The sequence below is a fragment of the Pedobacter nyackensis genome, assembly GCF_900176505.1.
Taxonomy (GTDB): Bacteria; Bacteroidota; Bacteroidia; order Sphingobacteriales; family Sphingobacteriaceae; genus Pedobacter; species Pedobacter nyackensis.
Genome location: NZ_FWYB01000002.1, coordinates 827,552 through 849,832 on the forward strand (window position 1 = coordinate 827,552; position 22,281 = coordinate 849,832).

Annotated in this window: 25 protein-coding genes; 19 read left to right on the plus strand and 6 right to left on the minus strand. The window is 40.5% G+C overall.

What is annotated here, in order from left to right; all coding sequences use genetic code 11:
- The first annotated feature begins 29 nt into the window (after positions 1 to 29).
- From B9A18_RS07810 to B9A18_RS07840, 7 genes are all read left to right on the plus strand, one after another.
- On the plus strand, positions 30 to 449 hold the full coding sequence (locus B9A18_RS07810; protein ID WP_084288677.1) for a cobalamin B12-binding domain-containing protein: 420 nt from the start codon (positions 30 to 32) through the stop codon (positions 447 to 449).
- A gap of 3 nt (positions 450 to 452) precedes the next feature.
- Positions 453 to 1,235: an enoyl-CoA hydratase/isomerase family protein gene (locus B9A18_RS07815; RefSeq protein WP_084288678.1), complete on the plus strand. Its 783-nt coding sequence runs from the start codon at positions 453 to 455 to the stop codon at positions 1,233 to 1,235.
- A 161-nt stretch (positions 1,236 to 1,396) separates the two neighbouring features.
- Positions 1,397 to 2,797 carry a sigma-54-dependent transcriptional regulator gene (locus B9A18_RS07820; protein WP_084288679.1) on the plus strand — a complete coding sequence of 467 codons (1,401 nt, stop codon included), beginning with the start codon at positions 1,397 to 1,399 and terminating at the stop codon, positions 2,795 to 2,797.
- Between the two features lie 216 nt (positions 2,798 to 3,013).
- Positions 3,014 to 3,283, plus strand: coding sequence for a YtxH domain-containing protein (locus tag B9A18_RS07825; protein ID WP_084288680.1), 270 nt, complete (start codon positions 3,014 to 3,016; stop codon positions 3,281 to 3,283).
- Between the two features lie 22 nt (positions 3,284 to 3,305).
- Positions 3,306 to 3,689 carry a phage holin family protein gene (locus tag B9A18_RS07830; protein WP_084288681.1) on the plus strand — a complete coding sequence of 128 codons (384 nt, stop codon included), beginning with the start codon at positions 3,306 to 3,308 and terminating at the stop codon, positions 3,687 to 3,689.
- A complete protein-coding gene (locus tag B9A18_RS07835) occupies positions 3,664 to 4,116 on the plus strand; it encodes a hypothetical protein (protein WP_084288682.1) in 453 nt (150 codons plus the stop codon). The genes B9A18_RS07830 and B9A18_RS07835 overlap by 26 nt, the downstream gene beginning before the upstream one ends.
- A gap of 154 nt (positions 4,117 to 4,270) precedes the next feature.
- Complete coding sequence (locus B9A18_RS07840; protein WP_235005262.1) at positions 4,271 to 4,846, plus strand: ORF6N domain-containing protein; 576 nt, start codon at positions 4,271 to 4,273, stop codon at positions 4,844 to 4,846.
- Between the two features lie 133 nt (positions 4,847 to 4,979).
- Here the strand turns inward: B9A18_RS07840 and aspS are convergent, their stop codons facing one another.
- A complete protein-coding gene (gene aspS, locus B9A18_RS07845) occupies positions 4,980 to 6,725 on the minus strand; it encodes an aspartate--tRNA ligase (RefSeq protein ID WP_084288684.1) in 1,746 nt (581 codons plus the stop codon).
- A gap of 191 nt (positions 6,726 to 6,916) precedes the next feature.
- Between aspS and B9A18_RS07850 the strand changes: the two genes are divergently transcribed.
- From B9A18_RS07850 to B9A18_RS07865, 4 genes are all read left to right on the plus strand, one after another.
- Positions 6,917 to 7,708, plus strand: a complete 792-nt coding sequence (locus B9A18_RS07850; protein ID WP_084288685.1) for a TerC family protein — start codon at positions 6,917 to 6,919, stop codon at positions 7,706 to 7,708.
- Between the two features lie 9 nt (positions 7,709 to 7,717).
- The gene (locus B9A18_RS07855) at positions 7,718 to 8,767 is read left to right on the plus strand and encodes a nucleoid-associated protein (protein ID WP_084288686.1); all 1,050 of its coding nucleotides are present in this window, start codon (positions 7,718 to 7,720) and stop codon (positions 8,765 to 8,767) included.
- 181 nt (positions 8,768 to 8,948) lie between these two features.
- The gene (locus B9A18_RS07860) at positions 8,949 to 10,493 is read left to right on the plus strand and encodes an MFS transporter (protein WP_084288687.1); all 1,545 of its coding nucleotides are present in this window, start codon (positions 8,949 to 8,951) and stop codon (positions 10,491 to 10,493) included.
- 12 nt (positions 10,494 to 10,505) lie between these two features.
- Positions 10,506 to 10,745: a DUF6814 family protein gene (locus B9A18_RS07865; protein WP_084288688.1), complete on the plus strand. Its 240-nt coding sequence runs from the start codon at positions 10,506 to 10,508 to the stop codon at positions 10,743 to 10,745.
- A gap of 100 nt (positions 10,746 to 10,845) precedes the next feature.
- Here B9A18_RS07865 and B9A18_RS07870 read toward each other — a convergent pair whose 3' ends face one another.
- Positions 10,846 to 12,030 carry a class I SAM-dependent rRNA methyltransferase gene (locus B9A18_RS07870; RefSeq protein ID WP_084288689.1) on the minus strand — a complete coding sequence of 395 codons (1,185 nt, stop codon included), beginning with the start codon at positions 12,028 to 12,030 and terminating at the stop codon, positions 10,846 to 10,848.
- Between the two features lie 269 nt (positions 12,031 to 12,299).
- Here B9A18_RS07870 and B9A18_RS07875 point away from each other — a divergent pair, with 269 nt between their 5' ends.
- The 3 genes from B9A18_RS07875 to B9A18_RS07885 all read left to right on the plus strand — a co-directional run bounded on the left by B9A18_RS07875 (position 12,300) and on the right by B9A18_RS07885 (position 13,846).
- Positions 12,300 to 12,635 carry a tRNA-binding protein gene (locus B9A18_RS07875; RefSeq protein ID WP_084288690.1) on the plus strand — a complete coding sequence of 112 codons (336 nt, stop codon included), beginning with the start codon at positions 12,300 to 12,302 and terminating at the stop codon, positions 12,633 to 12,635.
- A gap of 15 nt (positions 12,636 to 12,650) precedes the next feature.
- Positions 12,651 to 13,124, plus strand: a complete 474-nt coding sequence (locus B9A18_RS07880) for a nucleoside deaminase (protein ID WP_084288691.1) — start codon at positions 12,651 to 12,653, stop codon at positions 13,122 to 13,124.
- Between the two features lie 116 nt (positions 13,125 to 13,240).
- Positions 13,241 to 13,846 (plus strand): superoxide dismutase, encoded by a 606-nt coding sequence (locus B9A18_RS07885; protein ID WP_084288692.1) that lies wholly within the window; start codon positions 13,241 to 13,243, stop codon positions 13,844 to 13,846.
- 93 nt (positions 13,847 to 13,939) lie between these two features.
- Here the strand turns inward: B9A18_RS07885 and B9A18_RS07890 are convergent, their stop codons facing one another.
- The 3 genes from B9A18_RS07890 to fcl form a co-directional block, all read right to left on the minus strand.
- Complete coding sequence (locus tag B9A18_RS07890) at positions 13,940 to 14,461, minus strand: DinB family protein (protein ID WP_084288693.1); 522 nt, start codon at positions 14,459 to 14,461, stop codon at positions 13,940 to 13,942.
- Between the two features lie 103 nt (positions 14,462 to 14,564).
- Positions 14,565 to 15,497, minus strand: coding sequence for a hydrogen peroxide-inducible genes activator (locus B9A18_RS07895; RefSeq protein WP_084288694.1), 933 nt, complete (start codon positions 15,495 to 15,497; stop codon positions 14,565 to 14,567).
- Between the two features lie 38 nt (positions 15,498 to 15,535).
- Positions 15,536 to 16,465 (minus strand): GDP-L-fucose synthase, encoded by a 930-nt coding sequence (gene fcl / locus B9A18_RS07900; protein ID WP_084288695.1) that lies wholly within the window; start codon positions 16,463 to 16,465, stop codon positions 15,536 to 15,538.
- A 213-nt stretch (positions 16,466 to 16,678) separates the two neighbouring features.
- On the opposite strand from fcl, the gene trmB reads away from it, so the two are divergent.
- The 4 genes from trmB to B9A18_RS07920 are packed head-to-tail and all read left to right on the plus strand — an operon-like array spanning position 16,679 to position 18,616.
- A complete protein-coding gene (gene trmB / locus B9A18_RS07905; RefSeq protein ID WP_084288696.1) occupies positions 16,679 to 17,329 on the plus strand; it encodes a tRNA (guanosine(46)-N7)-methyltransferase TrmB in 651 nt (216 codons plus the stop codon).
- 15 nt (positions 17,330 to 17,344) lie between these two features.
- Positions 17,345 to 17,671, plus strand: coding sequence for an MGMT family protein (locus B9A18_RS07910; protein WP_084288697.1), 327 nt, complete (start codon positions 17,345 to 17,347; stop codon positions 17,669 to 17,671).
- Between the two features lie 39 nt (positions 17,672 to 17,710).
- Entirely contained in the window at positions 17,711 to 18,052 is a 342-nt protein-coding gene (locus B9A18_RS07915) for a carboxymuconolactone decarboxylase family protein (protein WP_084288698.1), read from the plus strand.
- A 3-nt stretch (positions 18,053 to 18,055) separates the two neighbouring features.
- Entirely contained in the window at positions 18,056 to 18,616 is a 561-nt protein-coding gene (locus B9A18_RS07920) for a DNA-3-methyladenine glycosylase I (RefSeq protein ID WP_084288796.1), read from the plus strand.
- Positions 18,617 to 18,618: 2 nt separating this feature from the next.
- Here B9A18_RS07920 and B9A18_RS07925 read toward each other — a convergent pair whose 3' ends face one another.
- The gene (locus B9A18_RS07925; RefSeq protein ID WP_084288797.1) at positions 18,619 to 19,308 is read right to left on the minus strand and encodes a hypothetical protein; all 690 of its coding nucleotides are present in this window, start codon (positions 19,306 to 19,308) and stop codon (positions 18,619 to 18,621) included.
- A gap of 156 nt (positions 19,309 to 19,464) precedes the next feature.
- Between B9A18_RS07925 and polA the strand changes: the two genes are divergently transcribed.
- Positions 19,465 to 22,281, plus strand: coding sequence for a DNA polymerase I (gene polA / locus B9A18_RS07930; RefSeq protein ID WP_084288699.1), 2,817 nt, complete (start codon positions 19,465 to 19,467; stop codon positions 22,279 to 22,281).

Below are 22,281 nucleotides of genomic sequence, written 5' to 3' on the forward strand. Positions count from 1 at the left end.
CATTTACAACCTACTTATTAGCATAAAATATGAGCAATGCATTAAAAAGGCCTATCCGGGTTTTAGTGGCCAAGGTTGGATTAGATGGCCATGATCGTGGTGCAAAAGTAATCGCTACTTCTTTAAGGGATGCTGGTATGGAAGTGATCTATACCGGATTGCGCCAAACGCCTGAAATGGTGGTGAATGCAGCCTTACAAGAGGATGTGGATGCAATAGGCGTTTCCATTTTATCGGGGGCACATATGACCGTTTTTCCTAAGATTGTTGAGATCATGAAGCAAAAGGACCTGACCAATGTTTTGCTTACCGGCGGTGGAATTATCCCGGAAGGAGATATGGACAAGTTGAAGCAAATTGGGGTCGGCGAATTATTTGCCCCAGGCACAACCATGGAAACAATTGTAAACTATATTAAAGGCTGGGTTACTGAAAACCGTAATTTTTAAATCATGACTTATCAAAACATCTTATCAGAATTAAAAGAGCAGATTTTATATGTGACCATTAACAGGGAGCAAAAACTGAACGCTTTAAATAAAGAAACGCTAAATGAACTGGCTGATGTAATTGCATTTGCCTCAAGTGCAGATGAAGTAAGAGGTGTTCTTTTAACCGGAGCAGGCGAAAAGGCCTTTGTAGCAGGTGCAGATATTTCTGAGTTCTCGGATTATACGGGAGTGCAGGGCGAAGAATTGGCCAGGATAGGACAGGAACGTGTTTTTGATGCTATAGAAAGATGCCCTAAGCCCTTTGTTGCGGCCATCAATGGTTTTGCTTTAGGAGGTGGACTGGAGCTTGCTATGGCTTGTCATATCCGCGTGGCGTCAGACACTTCTAAGTTAGGTTTGCCGGAAGTTTCACTGGGCTTAATCCCGGGATACGGCGGTACACAACGGTTAACGCAACTGGTAGGTAAGGGAAGAGCAATTGAGCTGATTGCTACAGCAGACATGATTCCTGCCACTCAGGCTGAAAAAATCGGATTGGTGAATCATGTTGTTCCTCAGGCTGAACTGATTGCGAAAGCAGAAGAGTTATTGAACAAGATTAAACTACGTGCTCCATTGGCGATTGCTGCTGCAATAAAAGCTGTCAATTCAGCACTTGCCTTTGATGAAAACGGTTTTGAAACCGAAATAAAAGAATTTGGTAAGTGTTTCAATACACTTGATTTTAAAGAAGGGACCAGTGCTTTTTTAGAGAAGAGAAAACCTACTTTCTCCGGGAAATAGTTGTTTAAAACGTTTAAAGTAGGTTTTTGGATCTCTTTTTTATGGTTTCCTCGGTATGGCCATATGTTTGGGGAGCGAATGTTCTTGCAAAAAGTGTAGAGAATATTTCCCAAAGCAACGAAAACTAGCTATATTTATCTCAGTGTTATTCGGAAATACCTATGAGAAAAATATTAATTGTTGATGATGAAATAAACATTGGGATACTGTTATCCAAATTTTTAACACGTAATTCATTTAGTGTATCGACAGCTACAAGCGGTGTTTCAGCGATGGAATATCTGTCTAAGGAGTACTATGATTTAGTTTTGTGCGATTACCGTTTGGAAGATACCGACGGTAAGGAGATGCTCATTAAAATCAAGGAAAAATATCCCAGAACAGGAGTTATCATTATAACTGGATATTCTGATATTAAGCTAGCTGTGGAGTTGATTAAGCTTGGTGCTTATGATTATATCACTAAACCGCTATATCCCGATGAGATTCTAAACACGATTAATAAATCGATAGAAACACAGATCGCGCTTAATGCTGGTCCTACGGCGGAAGCTTCAGAAGCACCGAAGCAGAGGCCTCAAAAGCAGGTTTACAATCAGGCAGATAACTTTGTTGCCGGCCAAAGTAATGCATCTAAACAATTGTTAAAACAGATCCAGTTGGTGGCGCCAACTTCCTACAGTGTAATTTTAACAGGGGAGAGTGGTACAGGAAAGGAATCTGTTGCTAAAGCAATCCATTTAAACAGTCCGAGGAAGGATAATCCTTTTGTAGCTATGGATTGTGGCTCTTTAACTAAAGAGTTGGCAGGTAGTGAGTTTTTTGGACACGAAAAGGGATCTTTTACAGGAGCGTTGTATACTAAAATTGGGCATTTTGAGATGGCTAATGGCGGTACGCTTTTCCTGGATGAGGTAGGGAATCTTTCTTACGATATTCAGGCAGCCCTGTTAAGAACCGTTCAGGAACGTAAGATCAAAAGGATAGGAAGCACAAAAGAAATCGATCTGGATGTGCGTATCATCGTGGCGACAAACGAGAATCTGGGTAATGCCATTCAGAAAGGTAAGTTCAGAGAAGATTTATACCACCGTTTTAACGAGTTTTCTATAGATCTTCCGCCGTTGAGTCAGCGTGGAAGAGATATCCTGATTTTTGCAAATACCTTCCTTGAGGTAGCCAATCAGGAACTTGGTCGTAGTGTGCAGGGCTTTTCACAAGAGGTTGAAGAGTGCTTTTTAACGTACAACTGGCCAGGTAATGTAAGGGAGTTGAAAAATGTGATCAGGAGGGCTACTTTGTTAACTGAATCTCAGGAAATTCAACTTAAGGCACTTCCTTTAGAAATTTCGACCTATGCAAAGGCGAATGCGATTGAGACGACCATGTCGCGCACAGAGCGTCCCAGGGACTTAAAAAATGCAGCATTGGAAGCTGAGTATGAGGCTATTTTAAAAGTGTTAAGAGAGGTTAATTTCAATAAAACCAAGGCGGCTAAAATTCTGAACATAGACAGGAAGACACTTTACAATAAAATGAGAGCTATTAATCTGGATAAATAACAAAAAAACTGGCTTAGTTATTGGTGTACTTTTATTAGGAATATCAGGATCGATTTTGATCCGCTTTTGTGTCCTATATTGTCAATTAAAATATACGAAACAAGTTCAATCACTTCGAAAAGATCGGAAAGAATTAAAACAATTTCTGACCCGAAAGGTTGTAATTATAGCATTCCGGAGAATTAATGTATCGTTAACCATAAAAATTTAAATGTTATGAATGATAATTCAAAAGTGTTAGTTGGACTATTGGTTGGATTGGCTGCTGGTGCCGCATTGGGTATGCTGTTTGCTCCGGAAAAAGGAACCGAAACCAGAGACAGATTGAGTCAGTCTTTGAAAGATCTTGGTGATTCTATTAAGGATAAAGCCGCAGATGAGATCAATAACCTCAGTAATTTGAAGGATAAAGTTGTTTCCTCTGTTAAAACTAAGCTTCGTCAATCTGAAGAAGAATTTGTTGATGACGATTTGGAGCACGCCTAAAAATAGCTAAAACCCTATCATCATGCAGGAAGATAAAGAAAAAAGTATTGAAGGCTTATTTGAAGATGCCAAAGATTACATAGATACGCGGGTAGAGTATACCAGGCTGTATCTTGTAGAGAAGGTATCTAAAATATTTGCCGATGTAGTAACTAACGCAGTTGTTATCATTTGCTTTATTTTAGCTTTTCTGTTTGGTACGTTTACTTTAGCCCTCTTTTTATCAGATGTTTTGGGCAGTTACGCCCGCGGTTTTGGCTGTGTAGCCCTTATCTATCTCCTGTTGGCGCTCATTGTATATTTTGCTAAGGAAAAATATATTGAGAAGGCTATCATCAACTTTACCATCAAGAATTATTTTAATAAACTGGCTGACAAGGATGAAGAAGACGAGCAGAAGATATAACATCAATAACCTGGAAGAACTACACGCTATGGTGTCCAGTTTAAAAGCCGAGCATGAGCTTAAAGGAGATTTGTTGCTTAACGATACTAAGAGCTATTTTAAGCAGTTTACGATAGGTGGGATGATCAAGAAGTACGCTTCATCATCCTCTCTTCTTAAACTCGATGATAAGCTGAATATCAGCAGCGGCATCATGTCGATGGTATTGCCCTTTTTAATGAACACTACTTTATTCAGAGGGTCTGGATTTTTAACTAAAACATTGGTTGGTCTGGCTTCGAACAAAGTTGGCAAAACATTAGATGCTGAGCATTTGTCGGCTATTTTTAATGCTGTGAAATCATGGTTTAGCAGTTCTACAAAGAAAACTGAAAAGACACCACAATATGTGGATTACGGGATTCCTCCCGATAGTGAAACTTATTAGTTAAAAAACTTCCGGTAACGCACCGGAAGTTTTTTTTTTGCTCTATTTTTAGGTCTGATAGTGAATCTTGAGTCTGGCTTTAGAGGGTTACAGTTGTCGAGGCCTTGGCACCAAAGGGGGATGCTATCGTTGAACTTAATTCTTTAACGGATTTGTGGTTAATACAGATGAGTTTGTGGATATTCGTGATATGGGCTCAACAAAGGACATTCTTCCTGAGGAATTGGTAATTGGTAAGATCTATTTGATCAGAGGACAGAAAGTGATGCTGGACAGAGATCTTGCAGAGCTATACGGTGTTAAAGCTATACGTTTAAGGGAGCAGGTAAAGCGGAATAAGGAAAGATTTCCTGATAACTTTGTGGTGCAACTGACCGAGGAGGAGGTCGAAAACATGGTATCGCAAAATGCGATACCATCGAAACAGGCACTGGGAGGGGCTTTACCCTATGCTTTCACAGAGCATGGGGTGCTTATGCTGTCGAATGTACTGAAAAGTGAAAAAGCAATACAAATGAGCATTCGTATCATAGAGATTTTTGTGAAATTAAGAGAGGTGGTACTGTTGCATAAAGATGTATCACTGCTCGTTGAACATGTGGAGCGAAGGCTGATCAAGCAGGATGAAAAGATAGAGGTCCTCTTTGCATATTTGAGTAAGTTCATTGAAAAGGAAGATGTTCCACGCAAGGAAATAGGTTTTAAGCGTAGAGGGAGCGCGGATAATTAATTGTGGAGGACAAAAGGACGGTTTCAAAAGAGAGGAGGAGGAAAGTTTAATAGTCGAAAGATCAATGTTGTTATCAACCAAAAAAGCCAGACATTATGCCTGGCTTTTTGCTTTCTATATCTTAAAACTAAGATTAAACCGTAGTTTTTATTTTCAATTCATTCAATTGCTTTTCGTCAATTGTAGAAGGACTATCAATCATTACATCTCTTCCAGAGTTGTTTTTAGGGAAGGCGATTACATCACGGATACTGTCTAATCCTGCGAAAATAGAGCATAACCTGTCAAATCCAAAAGCAATACCACCATGTGGAGGTGCGCCAAACTCAAATGCGTCCATTAAGAATCCGAATTGCTTCTGAGCTTCTTCAGCTGAGAAACCAAGGTGCTTGAACATCAAAGCTTGTAAAGCTCTGTCATGAATCCTGATAGAGCCACCACCAACTTCTGTTCCATTGATGACCATATCATAAGCATTTGCCCTAACCTCACCCGGCTTGGTATCCAATAAGGCGATATCTTCCGGTTTAGGAGAAGTGAACGGGTGGTGCATAGCATGGTAACGCTCTGATTCTTCATCCCATTCCAATAGCGGGAAGTCAAGTACCCACAGCGCGCTGAAAGTTTGTTTATCACGAAGACCTAAACGATTACCCATTTCCAGACGTAGCTCGCTCAATTGCTTGCGCACTTTTTCTGTATTTCCGGCCATTAGAAGCGCTAAGTCGCCCGGTTGGGTATTTAGTGCTGTGGACCACCTTTTAAGCTCTTCCTCGTTGTAAAACTTGTCTACAGAAGATTTCAATGAGCCATCTTCATTGTGTCTTAAATAAATTAGGCCTGTAGCGCCAATTTGCGGACGCTTAATGAAGTCAGTTAATTCGTCAACCTGCTTGCGCGTATAGTTTGCACAACCTTTTGCGTTGATTCCAATAACCAGTTCTGCATTGTCAAATACCGGGAAGTCTTTTCCTTTAACGATGTCGTTCAATTCAACAAACTGCATCTCAAAACGAGTGTCAGGTTTGTCAGAACCGTATAAACGCATCGCATCAGCATACTGCATTCTTGGTACTTCCGGAAGGTCGAAACCTTTGATCTCTTTAAATAAAGTGCGGATCAGCCCTTCAAAAGTATTTAATATATCTTCCTGCTCAATGAACGACATTTCGCAGTCAATTTGTGTAAACTCAGGTTGTCTGTCCGCACGTAAATCTTCATCTCTAAAACACTTCACAATCTGGAAGTATCTATCGAAACCCGACACCATCAATAACTGCTTGAAAGTTTGTGGCGACTGCGGTAAAGCGTAAAACTCACCGGCATTCATTCTGCTTGGTACCACGAAATCCCTTGCACCTTCTGGCGTAGATTTGATCAATACAGGTGTCTCTACCTCTATAAAATCTAAACCATCCAGGTAACGACGTACTGCCTGAGCAATTTTATGACGAATGATCATATTGTTACGCACAGGATTACGACGAAGATCCAGGTAACGGTATTTCATACGCAGGTCGTCACCACCATCAGTCTCATCTTCGATTAAGAAAGGTGGCAATTTTGCTGCATTCAATATTTCTAAGGCAGTGATTTTTATTTCCACTTCGCCTGTAGGCATTTTAAGATTCTTATTTGAGCGCTCAACTACGGCTCCGCTTGCTTTGATTACAAATTCACGGCCCAGGTTACGGGCAGCCTCGCATAGTTCAATATTGTCATCCATATTGAAAACCAATTGGGTGATGCCATATCTGTCGCGAATATCTATAAAAGTCATTCCGCCTAAATCTCTCGATTTCTGAACCCAGCCACACAGGGTTACATTTTCTCCCAGGTTCTCAATTGTTAAAGCTCCGCAAGTAGTTGTTCTTAACATTCTGATTAAAGTATTAGGTGGCAAAAATATTGATTTTGAATGGGATATTTCAAACCCCAATGAATTTAGCGCGTTATATTAAAAATATTTCAAGAAACGGGCCTTATTTTGAAAATATTGCAATGTTTGATATCTTAGCTTAGCGCATATTATAATATTGTTTTTATATCTTCGCATACATTTTTTTACACATGGAACTTTTAAGCAGCCCTGAGGCCTGGATCTCACTTTTAACCCTAACCGTTCTCGAAATCGTTCTGGGGATCGATAACATTATCTTTATTTCTATTTTGTCAGGTAAACTACCTGCACATCAGCAGAAAAAAGGCAGACAGATTGGTCTTGCTTTGGCAATGGTCACTCGTGTACTTCTGTTACTGTCTCTCACCTGGGTAATGACCTTAACTGCACCATTGTTTAATCTGGGCGAATTGGTAAACATCACCAATGCCGAATGGTTGGATAAACTGGCCATCTCCGGACGTGATCTGATCCTGATTATTGGAGGATTATTCCTGATCTATAAAAGCACACATGAAATTCACGATAAGCTGGAAAGCGAAGAAGAGAAAGAAATTAAGGGCAAAGTATACTCCTTTAGTGGTGTGATCATCCAGATTTTATTGCTGGATATCGTATTCTCTCTGGACTCTGTAATTACCGCTGTTGGTATGGCCGAACACGTAGAAATTATGATCACGGCGGTAGTTATTGCCGTAATCATCATGATGTTATCTGCAAGTGCAATCAGTAATTTTGTAAACAATCACCCTACGGTGAAAATGCTTGCGCTATCGTTCCTGTTGCTAATCGGAGTTTCTCTATTGGCAGAAGGATTGGATCAGCACATTCCAAAAGGATATATCTATTTCGCAATGGCCTTCTCTATTCTGGTAGAAATGCTGAATCTGAAGATGAAGAAAAATGCGAAACATCCTGTTGAACTGCGTAATACGCCAAGCGAAGACGAAATTAAACACTAATTTTTCTTAATGATTTCTTTTTTTGAGGCCTCACTGGCCGAATTATCTATACACCGTATCGGAAACAAATCCGAGGATGAGTTTTATGTATTGTCTGAGAAATCGATCGCGATCAGAGACATTACGCTTAGTAATTTATTACAACAATACTTTTTAAGTCCTTATGAAAAGGTAAATGAAGTTTATCGCTTTATTCACCCTAATGGAGACTTAAACCTAAATGAGGCTTATCATTTCGCTGCAGAGATATTCGAAAACGGCGAAACTTTTCATGAAAACAGTAAGCAGCTGGCTAAGTATCTGTATGATGTTTCGGGACACCCAAAAATTAAATCAGGTGAGCTGTATGTAGCTTATTTTGAGAATGTGCAGATAGAAGGAGAGCTTCATGATGCCATCGGTATCTTTAAGTCTGAAACAAAAGAAAGCTATTTAAAGGTCTTCCCTGAGCAGGATGGCTTTGGCCTGACTTATGAGCAGGAAGCCATCAACATTAATAAGTTAGATAAGGGGTGTTTGATCTTTAACGCAGATAAGGAAGAAGGATTCAAGGTTGCTGTAATTGATCAACGAAGTGCGGAAGCCGTATACTGGAAAGATGAGTTTTTGAAATTAAAGATCAGAAACGATAGTTTTAACCAGACTGCAGGTGTTTTAGGTGTATACAAAAACTTCGTAACAGAGAAACTTGATGAGGAATTTGATATTTCCAAGGCGGATAAAATAGATCTGCTGAACAAATCCATGAAGTACTTCAAGGAAAAGGAAAGTTTTGATCTGGAAGAGTTCTCTAATGAGGTTATTGGTAATGCTGAAGGAATTGAGGCGTTTAAAAACTATAAGAAGAGCTTCGAAGACGAGTTTGATCAGCCTATCCCTGATAGCTTTGACATTTCCGGTGCTGCGGTAAAAAAACAGGCTAGAGCTTATAAGAGCGTATTAAAGTTGGATAAGAACTTTCATATATATATTCATGGCGATAAGGAGCTGATAGAAAAGGGATTTGATGATGATAAATCCATGAACTATTACAAGGTTTTCTTTAGAGAAGAAGAATAAAATCTCCAGCCCTTTTGCCGAAGCATTAGTGTTAAAAATGCGAAGTTGTAAATGAAACGCCTTAAACATTTCGATAATGTGAAAAATATTTAAATAATTTTAATATTTTTACGAAAATGACTTGCTCATAATTGGAAATAAATTGTAGATTTATTTTTTAAGTCAAACCTTTAAACCAAGTATGAGCCAGGAACCACAACAAACCGGTATTTTTAAAGTTATTGGCGCCTCTTCCCTGGGGACGCTAATTGAATGGTATGATTTCTACATTTTCGGAAGTCTTGCCACTATTATTGGATCACAATTATTCCCTGCAGATGCCGGTGCATCTGCATTAATCAACACATTAGCCATTTTCGCAGCCGGTTTTATTGTACGCCCCTTTGGAGCGTTGGTATTCGGTCGGTTAGGCGATTTAATTGGCCGGAAATACACGTTCCTGCTAACATTGGTACTGATGGGCGGATCAACCTTTCTGATAGGACTGATCCCTTCTTATTCAAGTATTGGTTATGCTGCCCCTATATTGGTGCTCATCCTAAGATTGATACAGGGTTTAGCACTCGGTGGTGAATACGGTGGTGCTGCCACTTATGTAGCGGAGCACGCGCCGGCCCATAAGCGAGGATTTTTTACAAGCTGGATTCAGACAACCGCTACCGGTGGTTTGTTTTTATCCCTTGGAATTATCGTGTTAACCAAAAATCTCGTTGGCGCAGAAAGTTTCGCCGACTGGGGCTGGAGAATTCCATTCCTGCTTTCAATCCTCCTGGTAGGTGTTTCTATCTACATCAGGATGAAAATGCATGAGTCCCCAATGTTTACTAAGCTAAAGTCAGAAGGTAAAGTATCTAAAAACCCATTAAAAGAAAGTTTCAATAACAAAACGAACTTTAAAATGGTATTACTTGCGCTGTTTGGTGCCACAATGGGCCAGGGGGTGATCTGGTATACCGGACAGTTTTACGCACAATCTTTTATAGAAAACACCTGTCATGTCGATTTTAACGACTCCAGATACATTCTTTTGTGGGGGATAGCCTTTGCAACGCCTTTCTTTGTGATCTTCGGCTCATGGAGCGATAAGGTCGGTCGTAAGTGGATCATGCTTGCAGGAATGTTGTTGGGGGTGATCTTTTACCGTCCCATTTATCAGATCTTTCTTGACGATACGGATGTTTCTAAAATTGAGCAAAAGGATATTGCCGAAATTTCTAACCCTGTAGTGACGCGTACAGCTGTTGCAGGAACAACAGATAGCTTGATTACCACCTCTTCAACAGTTTCATTACTGGATGGTGGATCATTTCTAAAGGTACAGTCGCATACTAAATTTGCCGATCCTGCTAAGTCTGCAGTTGAATTGCCGGATGCATATAAAGACAAAAAACTCTCAACGCCCATTTTCTGGAAATTTGTGCTGTTGATTTTCTTCCAGATCTTGCTGGTAACAATGGTTTATGGACCGATAGCAGCCTTTTTAGTGGAATTGTTTCCTACAAAGATCAGGTACACGTCAATGTCTTTACCATATCATGTGGGTAATGGGGTTTTCGGGGGGCTGGTGCCGTTTATTGCAACACTTATTGCCAGTTTCTCAGGTTCTACACCTTTGTCGGGTTTATGGTATCCAATAGGCATTGCTGCCCTAAGTTTACTAATAGGCACTGTATACTTATCTAATAAAAAGCCCGATCATAACGAGGGTGATTCAGAAATCCATTAAAACATTAAGCTCATGAACGCATTAAAAAAAGCATTAGGATTAGTTTGGATTGTACTTGGTCCGGCATCCATCATATTTATGTTTATGCAGGCCTTCGAAAAAATAGGCCTGGCAGAAGAAGGGGTACATAAAACGAATACCGCTTTACAATGGGGTATTATATTGTTTATCTTTATTCCTATCAGTGCAGGATTAGTCATATTTGGCTATTACGCCTGGAAAGGGGAGTATGATAACCTTCCTGAAGATTAGTGTGATCCCGGCTTCGCCGGGATGACGAATGCATAACAAAATGCATACAAAAAACGGGCTGTATCATTATGATGATACAGCCCGTTTTTTGTATGCCTAATTACAATACTCTTAGCAATAATCCTTTCAGATATTCTCCCTCAGAGAAAGAGATGCGTACCGGATGATCTTCCGGTTGGCTAAACTGTTTGATGATTTGAACTTCTCTACCGGCATCTAAAGCAGCCCAGGCGATGATTTGTTTGAAGGTTTCCAAATCAACAGCACCAGAGCATGAAAATGTAGCCAATATGCCGCCTTTTTTAAGCAGGTGCATTCCAAGTCTGTTTAAGTCTTTATAAGCTCTTGCAGCGCGGTCTAAAGCCGATCTGGAAGGCGCATATTTAGGTGGATCTAATACCAGCACATCAAAGGTCTTCCCTTCTTCTTTAAAAACACGAAGTTGTTTGTTTACGTCCGACTGTATGCTTTCCTGTTGGTCTGCACTAAAGCCGTTGAGTTCAAGGTTGTGTTTTAAAGTCTCCATGGCCAATGCCGAGCTGTCTACACTGGTTACATGCGCAGCTCCGTTCTTTAAGCTGTTTAAGGTAAAGCCGCCACTATAGCAGAAGCAATCCAATACCGATTTGTCTTTTGTATAAGCCGCAAGGATTTGTCTGTTGTCGCGTTGATCGCAATAAAAGCCTGATTTTTGCCCTTCAGCAATGTTGATGTGATAAAGGATGCCGTTTTCTTTTACCTCAATAAATTCTGGTGGTGTTTCTCCCCAAAGCAACCCTTGTACTGGTTCCAGGTTTTCGTGCTTGCGCGCACCGGCGTCACTCTTATCAAATATCCCTTTCGGGTTTAATTCTTGTCTTAATATAGCAATGATGTCTTCCTGCACGGCTTCAATTCCCGCACTTAATACTTGTAGGGATAGAAAATCTGCGTATTTATCTACAATCAGGCCCGGTAAAAAATCAGCCTCACTAAATACCAGTCTGCAGGTATTGGTGTCATCATTTAATACATGAGCACGGGAAGCAATTGCGCTTTTTAGTTTTTGTTCGTACCAGCTTTTATCGATAGCAACATCTTCATCCCATTCTAATAAGCGGAGTGCTACTCTTGATTGATCGTTGTAATATGCATAGGCTAGAAACTCTTTTTCGGACGACCTTACGGTTACTACTTCGCCATTTGCAGGCTTTCCTTTAATTTTATCTATTGCACCAGAGAAAATCCAGGGGTGGCGCAGCATGGCAGCTTTTTCTTTGCCTTTTTTAAGTGTTACATCGATCATGCTGCAAAAGTAATAGAAAAAATTAGCATTCTCTTCGGAGTCTGGCATCTGTTGCGGAAGGGCAACAGTGCCTAGGTCTCCTTTGAGAAGCTAATTTTTTTGGAAAAGAAAGTGGGGGGATTCTCTTCGGAGTCTGGCATCTGTTTCGGAAGGGCAACAGCGCCTAGGTCTCCTCTGAGAAGCTAATTTTTTTGGAAAAATAGATTGGGGGGACACCTTTCCTGGTGACTTCTGGCAGGATTATTTCCCTTTATTTATAATTTTACATTATGGAAGAAATAACCTGGAATGATTTTGAGAAAGTAGTCCTCCGTGCTGGAACAATTCTGGAAGTAATGGATTACCCCGAAGCCAGAAAGCCGGCCTATAAGGTAAAAGTTGATTTTGGTGAGTTTGGAATCAAAATGAGTAGCGCACAGATTACTGCACTTTACACGAAAGAAGAGCTGATTGGAAAACAGATTGTAGGGGTCGTGAATTTCCCTAAAAAGCAGATTGGTAAGTTTATGTCGGAGTTTTTAGTCACAGGATTTGCTGACGAGAACGGAGATATTGTGCTCACGACTTTAAATGGTAAAGTTCCTAATGGGAGTAAAATGATATAATACTATCTTTGAGGCATGAGCTTTTATAATTTTTCAGAAGAAGATAACCCAGGTGCAGAAGATGAACATTTCATGCGTTTGGCCTTACAGGAAGCACAAAAAGCTTACGAGGCAGAAGAGATTCCAATAGGGGCAATTGTGGTTTGTAAGGGGCGTATAGTAGGTCGCGGGCACAATTTAACAGAGCAGTTAAATGATGTGACTGCCCATGCGGAAATGCAGGCATTTACAGCCGCTTCCCAAACGCTCGGCGGCAAATATTTAAAAGATTGTACTTTGTATGTAACCATTGAACCCTGCGTAATGTGTGCAGGTGCAAGTTATTGGACTCAAATTGGGAAAGTGGTATATGGTGCCCCTGAGCCTAAAAGAGGATTTACAACCAAGAGTAGCAATTTATTACATCCGAAAACAGTTTTAAAAAGTGGGGTTCTGGCCCAGGAATGTGGCTCATTGATGAAAAAATTCTTCGAAAATAAAAGAGGTTAAAATGACAAAGCAGGGAACAAAACTTGACCCTGATTGTTATATTTGCTGTTGAAGCCCGCAGATGTTTAGTCTGTAGGTCCAAGTAATAATTTATTTAAATTTAAATCATAAATAGTATGGCTTTTGAATTACCAGCGTTACCATACGCAACAGATGCATTAGAACCGCATATCGATAAACAAACTATGGAAATCCACCATGGTAAACATCACCAGGCTTATGTTACCAACCTAAACAAAGCTTTAGAAGGTAAACCGGAAGCAAACCAAAGCATCGAAGAAATCGTTAAAAATATCTCTAAATTTCCGATGGCTGTGAGAAACAATGGTGGTGGTCATTACAACCACTCTTTGTTCTGGGAAGTTATTGGTCCGAACAAAGGCGGCGAGCCTAAAGGTGAGTTAGCTGAAGCGATCAATGCAGCATTTGGTTCATTCGCAGATTTCAAAACTAAATTTGCTGAAGCTGGTGCAACTCGTTTCGGTTCAGGTTGGGCTTGGTTAAGCGTTGGTGCTGATAAAAAATTAGTTGTTTCTTCTACTCCAAACCAGGATAACCCTTTAATGGATATCGCTGAAGTAAAAGGTACACCAATTTTAGGTATGGACGTATGGGAACATGCTTACTACTTGAAATACCAAAACAGACGTCCTGATTATATCGCTGCTTTCTGGAGCGTAGTTAACTGGGATGCTGTAGCTGAGCGTTTCAAAAAAGCTTAATTTATTTTTCTGTCTCTCAAGACAGGAATAATTATATAGTAATGGGCTGTATCCTAATGATACAGCCCTTTTTTTTGTATCTCGTCTTTTTGCTTAATCTCTGTTCCAGAATGCAGGTGGTTCTATGCCTAAGCCCCTAAGGTAAACAGTTCCTTGTGCGCGATGATGGATCTCGTTGTCAATAAAGTAAAGTATACTTGAAAAGACTTGTCCCTCGTATTGGCCAAATACCGTTGTCATTTCCTGGAAGCGTTCTTCTGAGATTTGAGGCCAATATTCCATGATCTCTGCTGTCCCTTCGTCTAGCAGCCTTAAAAGACCTTCCTTTGTGCTGTCTTCAGGGTTTAAGGTATGTTTATCGAGACTTCCGGTGTTCTCCCAGTTGTCAGTCGCAATGCCTCTTATGCCCGGACCGCCAATGTCTATGATCTCCTTCATCATCTCGGAGAATGTGCGCATGCCGCCAATACTGTAGTTAAATAATTTATCCTCAGGGAAGGCTTCTATCACACGTCTGGTAAGTCGACGGTGACCTAGCCATGTATTTAACAGGTTATCAGAAGAAATGAATAAAGTCGATTCAGTAACGGTGTCGGTTGTGTTTTTCGTTGTCATGGTTGATTTTTTTAATGATTAATCTTGTTTTGAGCTATTTGCTTATACAAAGAAAACCATGGCCACTGACAACCCTATGGCAGTCTGTTTTGAGGTGTTAAAATTAAATTCCAATCACGTCTTTTTTCTTCTTCTGCTTCATTGTTTTCGGTATCACTGCAAGGATTTCTTCCTTAAGCGCATTAAGCATTCTTTTTTTAATGAAGTTTTTATGTGTCACCAGGCTGATTTCTCTAACCGGTTCAGGAGATTTGAAATGTCTTATTTTGCTAAGTTGCTTGCTGCTAAGCTCCTCTAAAGCCAGTTCCGGTAATAAAGTAGCACCATTATTAATATCAACCATTCTGATCAGCGTTTCTACACTGCCCGTGTTATAGGTTAAGCCTTGAAGTCGGTTGTGTTTGGTAGAGCGGCAGATGTTTAAGACCTGCGAGCGCATACAATGCCCCTCGTTAAGTAGCCATATGTTTTCATCCTCCAGGTCATCCGCATCGATAGCCTTTTTTTTGTATAATTTGCTGTTCTTGCTGATATAAGTAACGAAATTCTCGTAATACAAGGGAAGCTCATTAATGGCGCTATCAACCAATGGTGTGGCCAGAATTCCGCAATCCAGTACGCCGGTTTTTAAATGGTGGATGATGTCTTCTGTAGTATATTCCCAGATGAGGAGCTTTAAATCCGGATATTTTTCCATCATTGCTGCAATAACTTTTGGTAAAAGATATGGGGCGATGGTGGGGATGATGCCAACTTTTAATTCTCCGGTAACCTCCTGTTGCTGGCTGCTGATAATTTCCTTGATTTTTTGACTTTCCTGTAAAACCAGACGGGCCTGTTCAATAACCTGAGCGCCAATTTCTGTTGGAACAACAGGTTGCTTGCTGCGATCAAAGATCTTAATGTTCAGCATCTCTTCCAGTTTTTGAACCTGCATGCTCAGGGTAGGCTGGGTAACAAAACACTTCTCAGCGGCACCTACAAAACTTCTGTAGGTGTCTACCGCTACGATGTATTCCAGTTGAACTAATGTCATATAGCTAAAGTTTATTTACTTTAGCAAATATATCAATTTTAACTATGTTTGCTTAAGAAATCCTGATAAGCTAATTTAATGCCTTCCTCAAGTTCTACTTTATGCTTCCAGCCTAGTGCATGTAATTTGGAAACATCCATTAGTTTACGTGGTGTGCCATCAGGTTTACTGCTGTCGAAGGTAAGTGCACCTTCAAACCCTACAATATTTTTGATTAACAAAGCCAGGTCTTTAATAGTCAGGTCTTCCCCGGTACCAATATTAACCAGTCCTTGTTCGTTATAATTTTCCATTAAAAAATAACAAGCATCAGCAAGGTCATCGGCAAACAGGAATTCACGCATAGGTGTGCCTGATCCCCATATGTTAACCTCAGCACTTTGATTAACTTTAGCCTCATGAAACTTACGAATCAGGGCCGGCAATACATGTGAATTTTGTGGATGGTAGTTGTCGTTATAGCCGTACAAATTAGTAGGCATTACAGAAATGAAATTGCAGTTGTACTGGGCACGATAAGCATCGGCCATTTTAATGCCCGCAATTTTAGCAATGGCATAAGGCTCATTGGTCTCTTCAAGCAAGCCGGTAAGCAGGTACTCTTCCTTTAAAGGCTGAGGTGCAAGCTTAGGATAAATACAGCTTGATCCAAGGAACATCAGCTTTTTAACGCCCGTTTTGTAAGACTCATGAATAACGTTATTTTGGATACATAAGTTCTCGTAAAGAAAATCAGCCCGATAAGTGTTGTTGGCAACAATACCTCCAACCTTAGCAGCAGCCAGAAAAACATATTCGGGTTGCGCTGCAGCAAAGAAGTCGGTAACAGCTTGTTGATTGCGTAAATCAAGTTCAGCCGATGTTCTGGTGATCAGGTTGCTATAGCCTTCTTTCTGTAATTTACGGTAAATCGCAGAACCAACCATTCCCCGGTGTCCTGCAACATATATTTTTGCGTTTTTTTCCACGTATCTTAAATGAGATTTCAAAAATACTAATTCTTGTCGTCATCGGGAGACTCTGGTATCTTAAAAGATACAAAAATTGGTCATGATAGTTTATGGTATGCGCTTTATGCGATAGATGTTGAGACTAACCTCAAAGATCTCCGAAGCAAATTAAATTCAGGATGACGAGGTATAAAATAACTATTTGCCTAAGTTTGTATAAAAAACTAAGCAGTGGGTAAAGATAAATTAAGAAAGTTTGCTGAAATTGATACCTTCCCTAATGTTTATCAGCTAGATGCTGGCAAAGAATTAAAGGGGAAATGGGCATCGCAGCATTTTAAAAATGAGCATCCTGTAGTGTTGGAGCTGGCATGTGGTAAAGGTGAGTATGCCGTTAGTCTGGCTAAATTGTTTCCAGAAAAGAATTTTATTGGAGTTGACCTGAAAGGCAACAGGATATGGAGAGGTGCCCGCACAGGGATGGATGAGGGAATTGCTAACCTGGCATTTTTGAGAATCCAGATTGAAGATATCATGGAATTCTTTGGCGAAAATGAGATAGATGAAATATGGATTACTTTCCCGGATCCTCAACCTCAGGATAGCCGTGAAAAGAAACGCCTAACCTACCCAGGGTTTTTAGATAAATACCGTACATTTTTAAAACCGGACGGTAAAATCAATTTAAAAACGGATAATGACGGTTTATATCTTTATACAGTTGAGAAAGTAGAAGAGCTTGGACTGAAATGCCATAAGAAAACAGATCAGTTGTATAAATCGGAATATTATGATGAGGTACTTTCTATCAAAACTCATTATGAACGCATTTATTTAAAACACGATAAAAGCATTAATTATATACAATTCTCTTTGGTGTAATAGCTGAATTTTAAAATGGAGCAATCATTCTACGACCAGGTTTTTGAGTTAGTAAGACTAATCCCTAAAGGGAGAGTTACCTCTTATGGCGCCATTGCTAAAAGCCTGGGCGCTGGTGGCTCTGCCCGCATGGTTGGCTATGCAATGAGTAATGCCGGTCAGGCTCATCCGCCGGTTCCTGCCCATAGGGTGGTAAATAGCAGCGGACTGCTTACAGGGAAGTTCCATTTTGATCCGCCCGAGTTAATGCAGGAATTGCTGGAGCAAGAAGGGATAGTTGTAAAAGGGGATAAAATACAGAACTTCAAAAAGCACCTTTGGGATCCTCTTGTAGAATTATAAATTGGATACCAAATTTACTGGATTGTTTAATTTAATAAAATGGGAAAACTAGTAGAAGAATTTAACGACTATCGGACTAAGATGAACGATAGGATCATGGAGACCGCCAATACCAATATCAAGCGCTTTTTTGCCTTAGATACCACTACTTATGCGGAAGGGGCATTGAACGTAAAAACTAAAGAAATGCTGGGGCTTGTAGCATCAATGGTGTTGAGGTGTGATGATTGTATCAAATACCATCTCGAAAAATGTTTCAATGAAGGTGTAAGTAATGAAGAAATCAATGAGGTGTTTATGATTGCCAATCTGGTAGGTGGCTCCATTGTGATTCCACATTACCGCAGGGCAGTTGAATATTGGGATGAATTAAGTTTGTAAATGATGGCAGAGCAAATCAGATGCGGGTGGTGCGGAACCGACCCTTTATATGTTAAATATCACGATGAAGAATGGGGTAAACCTGTTTATGATGATAAGGTCTTGTTTGAATTCCTTATTCTTGAAGGTGCGCAGGCTGGTTTAAGCTGGATCACTATTTTAAAAAGAAGAGAAGGCTATAAAAAAGCGTTTGCTGATTTTGACGTACAAAAGGTTGCAGCATTTACTGAGGCTGATGAGGAGCGTTTGATGAATGATCCCGGCATCATCAGGAACAAGCTAAAAGTTAAAGCAGCAATTACCAATGCCAAGCTATTTATTGCTATACAAAAGGAGTTTGGCACTTTTGCCGACTATATGTGGGGATTTCTTCCCAACAAACAACCGATCCTGAATAATGTGCTTAGCATGAAGGATGTTCCTGCAAGAACGGAAGTATCTGACGCCATTAGCAAAGACATGAAAAAACGAGGTTTTAAGTTCTTCGGAACGACCATTTGCTATGCCCATATGCAGGCAACAGGCATGGTGAATGATCACGTTGTCGACTGCATCTGCAGGTAAGTTTATTTGTGCATTTCGTTATAAGCAGCTACAAAGGCCTTGATCAGTTTTGCATCAAAGCTTTCTGTAGCTTTTATGCGTTCGGCAAGGTCTTCATCATTGCTTAGCTTCTGCAACAACACGTTTTTAATCTGCTGGTTTTTACTGTCTGAATTGCCTGCGTTGACCGGAAGTTCTACCATCGGTCCGGTTCCAAAACGTTCTATAAAATAGCCTGTAGGACCTGCTTGTCTCGCCTGATCGTCTTGCCTGTTTCTTCCACCACCAATTGTAATACCTACGCCGCCGCCTATTCCGCCAAAGCCACCTGTTCCACCTCCAATGCCAATACTTGGACGTATGCGGGTTCTTTTTTGCTGCGGCTCTTCAGCTCCGGTGTTACCACCAATGCTATATAGGTTCACTGCTCCGCGCGCTATAACTTTGAAAAAGCGAAGCTCCATGCGTTTCTTAATCAGGATAGGCTTGCTTACATAGGTATCCCCATTCCACAAAAACTCTTTAATGTCTTTGGCCTTAAACTGAGAAAGACTTTCGTCTTCATTTTTGAGTATGACGGTCGAAAAATCAGTGCCCTGTATCGTTCCTCTCACAAAATTCCCTTCCGAAATCACTACAATATCCTGAGCTTTTATCGCTACTGAGGCCAATAAAAGCATCAGGAGCATAGCATATTCTTTTATCCCTTTCATAATGATCAAATAACGGAAAATCATCCAGTATTAGTACCTTTATCCGAGTAAAATTAAATTGAAATCGGAACCCGATAAAACATAAATAATATTTCTAATGAAACCTGCATAAATTTATGCAAGCTTCATAACCATTAAAAAACAAATTATATACTGATGAAAAAACTTTTTCTTCTTGACGGGATGGCGCTCATTTACAGAGCTCACTTTGCATTGAGTAAAAATCCCAGGTTCACTTCGACAGGAATCAATACCTCGGCGGTAATGGGCTTTGCCAATACCCTAATGGAGGTACTTAAAAAGGAGAATCCAACACATATAGCTGTAGTTTTTGATACTGCAGCACCTACCGAAAGACACACGGATTTCGAAGCCTATAAAGCACATCGCGAGTCTATGCCGGAAGATCTTTCTGCAGCTCTTCCCTATGTTTTTAAGCTGATTGAAGGGTTTAAAATTCCTGTTATTACAAAGGATGGCTATGAAGCTGATGATATCATTGGCACCCTGGCCAAGGAGGCTGAAAAAGAAGGCTTCCAGGTGTATTGTATGACTCCGGATAAGGATTTTGCTCAGCTGGTGTCCGACAATATTTTTATTTACAAGCCTGCACGTATGGGTAACGACATGGAAGTGTTGGGCGTAAAGGAAGTATTGGCCAAATGGGAAATAGAACGTGTAGAGCAGGTGATAGATATTCTGGGTTTATGGGGTGATGCCGTCGACAATATTCCTGGAATCCCTGGTATTGGAGAAAAAACAGCTAAATCCCTGATCAAACAATATGGATCGGTTGAAAATATCATTGCCCATTCGCATGAACTGAAAGGAAAGCAACGGGAAAATGTAGAAACTTATGCTGAACAAGGCTTGATTTCTAAAAAGTTGGCAACCATTATTCTAAATGTTCCGGTAGAATTTGACGAGAAATCGCTTGAGGTTGAAACACCTAGCAGGGAACTATTGGAACCGCTATTTGCCGAGTTAGAATTCAGAACAATCGGTAAGCGGGTATTTGGTGATGACTTTATCAGGAGCACTACAACGATGGTTTCTCAGCAAACAGATCTTTTTGGAAATGTTGTAGGTGAATATAGACAGGTTGAAGTGGTTGTAGCACCGCCGCCACCTGTTTTTCCTGAGCAGGTTACAGTGCCCCTCCGAACAATCGAGGATACAGAACACGACTATAAACTGGCAGATACCCCTGAATTGCGCAAATCATTAATTGAGCTGTTGCAGCAGCAGGAACAAATTGCTTTTGATACCGAAACAACCGGGACAGATGCGAACCTGGCGGATTTAGTCGGCTTATCATTCAGCGTTAAGCCAGGCGAAGGTTATTATGTACCTGTGCCTGCTCAAAGAGAAGAAGCACAACAAATTGTAGACGAATTCAAGCCAGTACTTGAAAACGAAAATATTGTTAAAATAGGACAGAATATCAAATACGATATTTTGATCCTGAAATGGTATGGTATAGCTGTAAAAGGCAGGTTGTTTGATACCATGCTGGCACATTACCTGATTGATCCGGATACGCGTCACAATATGGACGTACTATCGGAGAATTATCTAAACTATACGCCAATCTCGATCACGGCATTGATCGGTTCCAAAGGTAAATCGCAAGGCAATATGCGGGATGTTCCGGCAGAAAAGGTTGTAGATTATGCTGCTGAGGATGCTGACGTTACTTTGCAGTTGGCCGATGTGTTTACGCCTTTGTTAAAAGAGCTAAATGCCGAAAACCTGGCTACAGAAGTAGAGAATCCTTTAGTTTACGTGCTTGCTGATATTGAGTTTGAAGGCGTAAGAATTGATATGGATACCCTGATCAATTACTCTAAAGAACTGGAACTGGATATCAGGAAGTTTGAACAGAATGTATATGATAAATGTGGCGTTAAGTTCAACCTGGCTTCGCCAAAGCAATTGGGTGAGGTGCTTTTTGATAAACTGCAATTGGATCCTAAGGCTAAAAAAACCAAAACCGGTCAGTATCAAACCGGAGAGGATGTTTTGTTAGCTCTGGCACATAAGAGCGACATTGTTCAGGATATCCTGGATTTCCGTCAGCTGCAGAAGTTAAAATCAACCTATGTTGATGCATTGCCTCTGCTGGTAAACCCTAAAACCGGGCGTGTACATACCAGCTTTAATCAGGCTGTTGCTGCAACAGGAAGGCTAAGTTCGAATAATCCTAACTTACAAAATATTCCTATTCGTACCGAAAGGGGAAGAGAGGTTCGTAAAGCCTTTATTCCAAGGGATGAAAATCACATTTTACTATCTGCGGATTATTCTCAGATAGAGCTTCGTATCATTGCTGAGATTAGCAAGGAAGAAAATATGCTGGAAGCCTTTAACAAAGGAATAGACATTCACACGGCTACAGCAGCGAAGGTGTATGGTGTTTCTATTGAAGAGGTGGATTCAACACAGCGTCGTAATGCAAAAGCAGTAAACTTTGGCATCATTTACGGTCAGTCAGCCTTTGGTTTATCTCAGAGCTTAGGTATTCCAAGAAAGGAAGCAGCTGCGATTATAGATCAGTATTTTGCGCAGTATCCGGGCATAAAGCAGTTTATGTCGGACACCATGAACTCGGCCCGTGAAAACGGATTTGTAGAAACCATTCTGGGTAGAAGAAGATATTTACGTGATATCAACTCTGCAAATGCGACAGTGCGTGGTTTTGCAGAACGAAATGCGATAAATGCTCCAATACAAGGCTCTGCGGCAGATTTGATCAAGGTGGCTATGATAAACATTCACCGTGATATTCAAGAGCAGGGACTGCAGTCGAAAATGACCATGCAGGTGCATGATGAGCTTGTGTTTGATGTGCTGAAAACGGAAGTTGAGGCCATGAAGAAGATCATTTCACATCGGATGAAGACCGCAATTAAAACAACCGTGCCGATTGAAATAGAGATCGGTGAAGGTAATAATTGGTTGGCAGCGCATTAA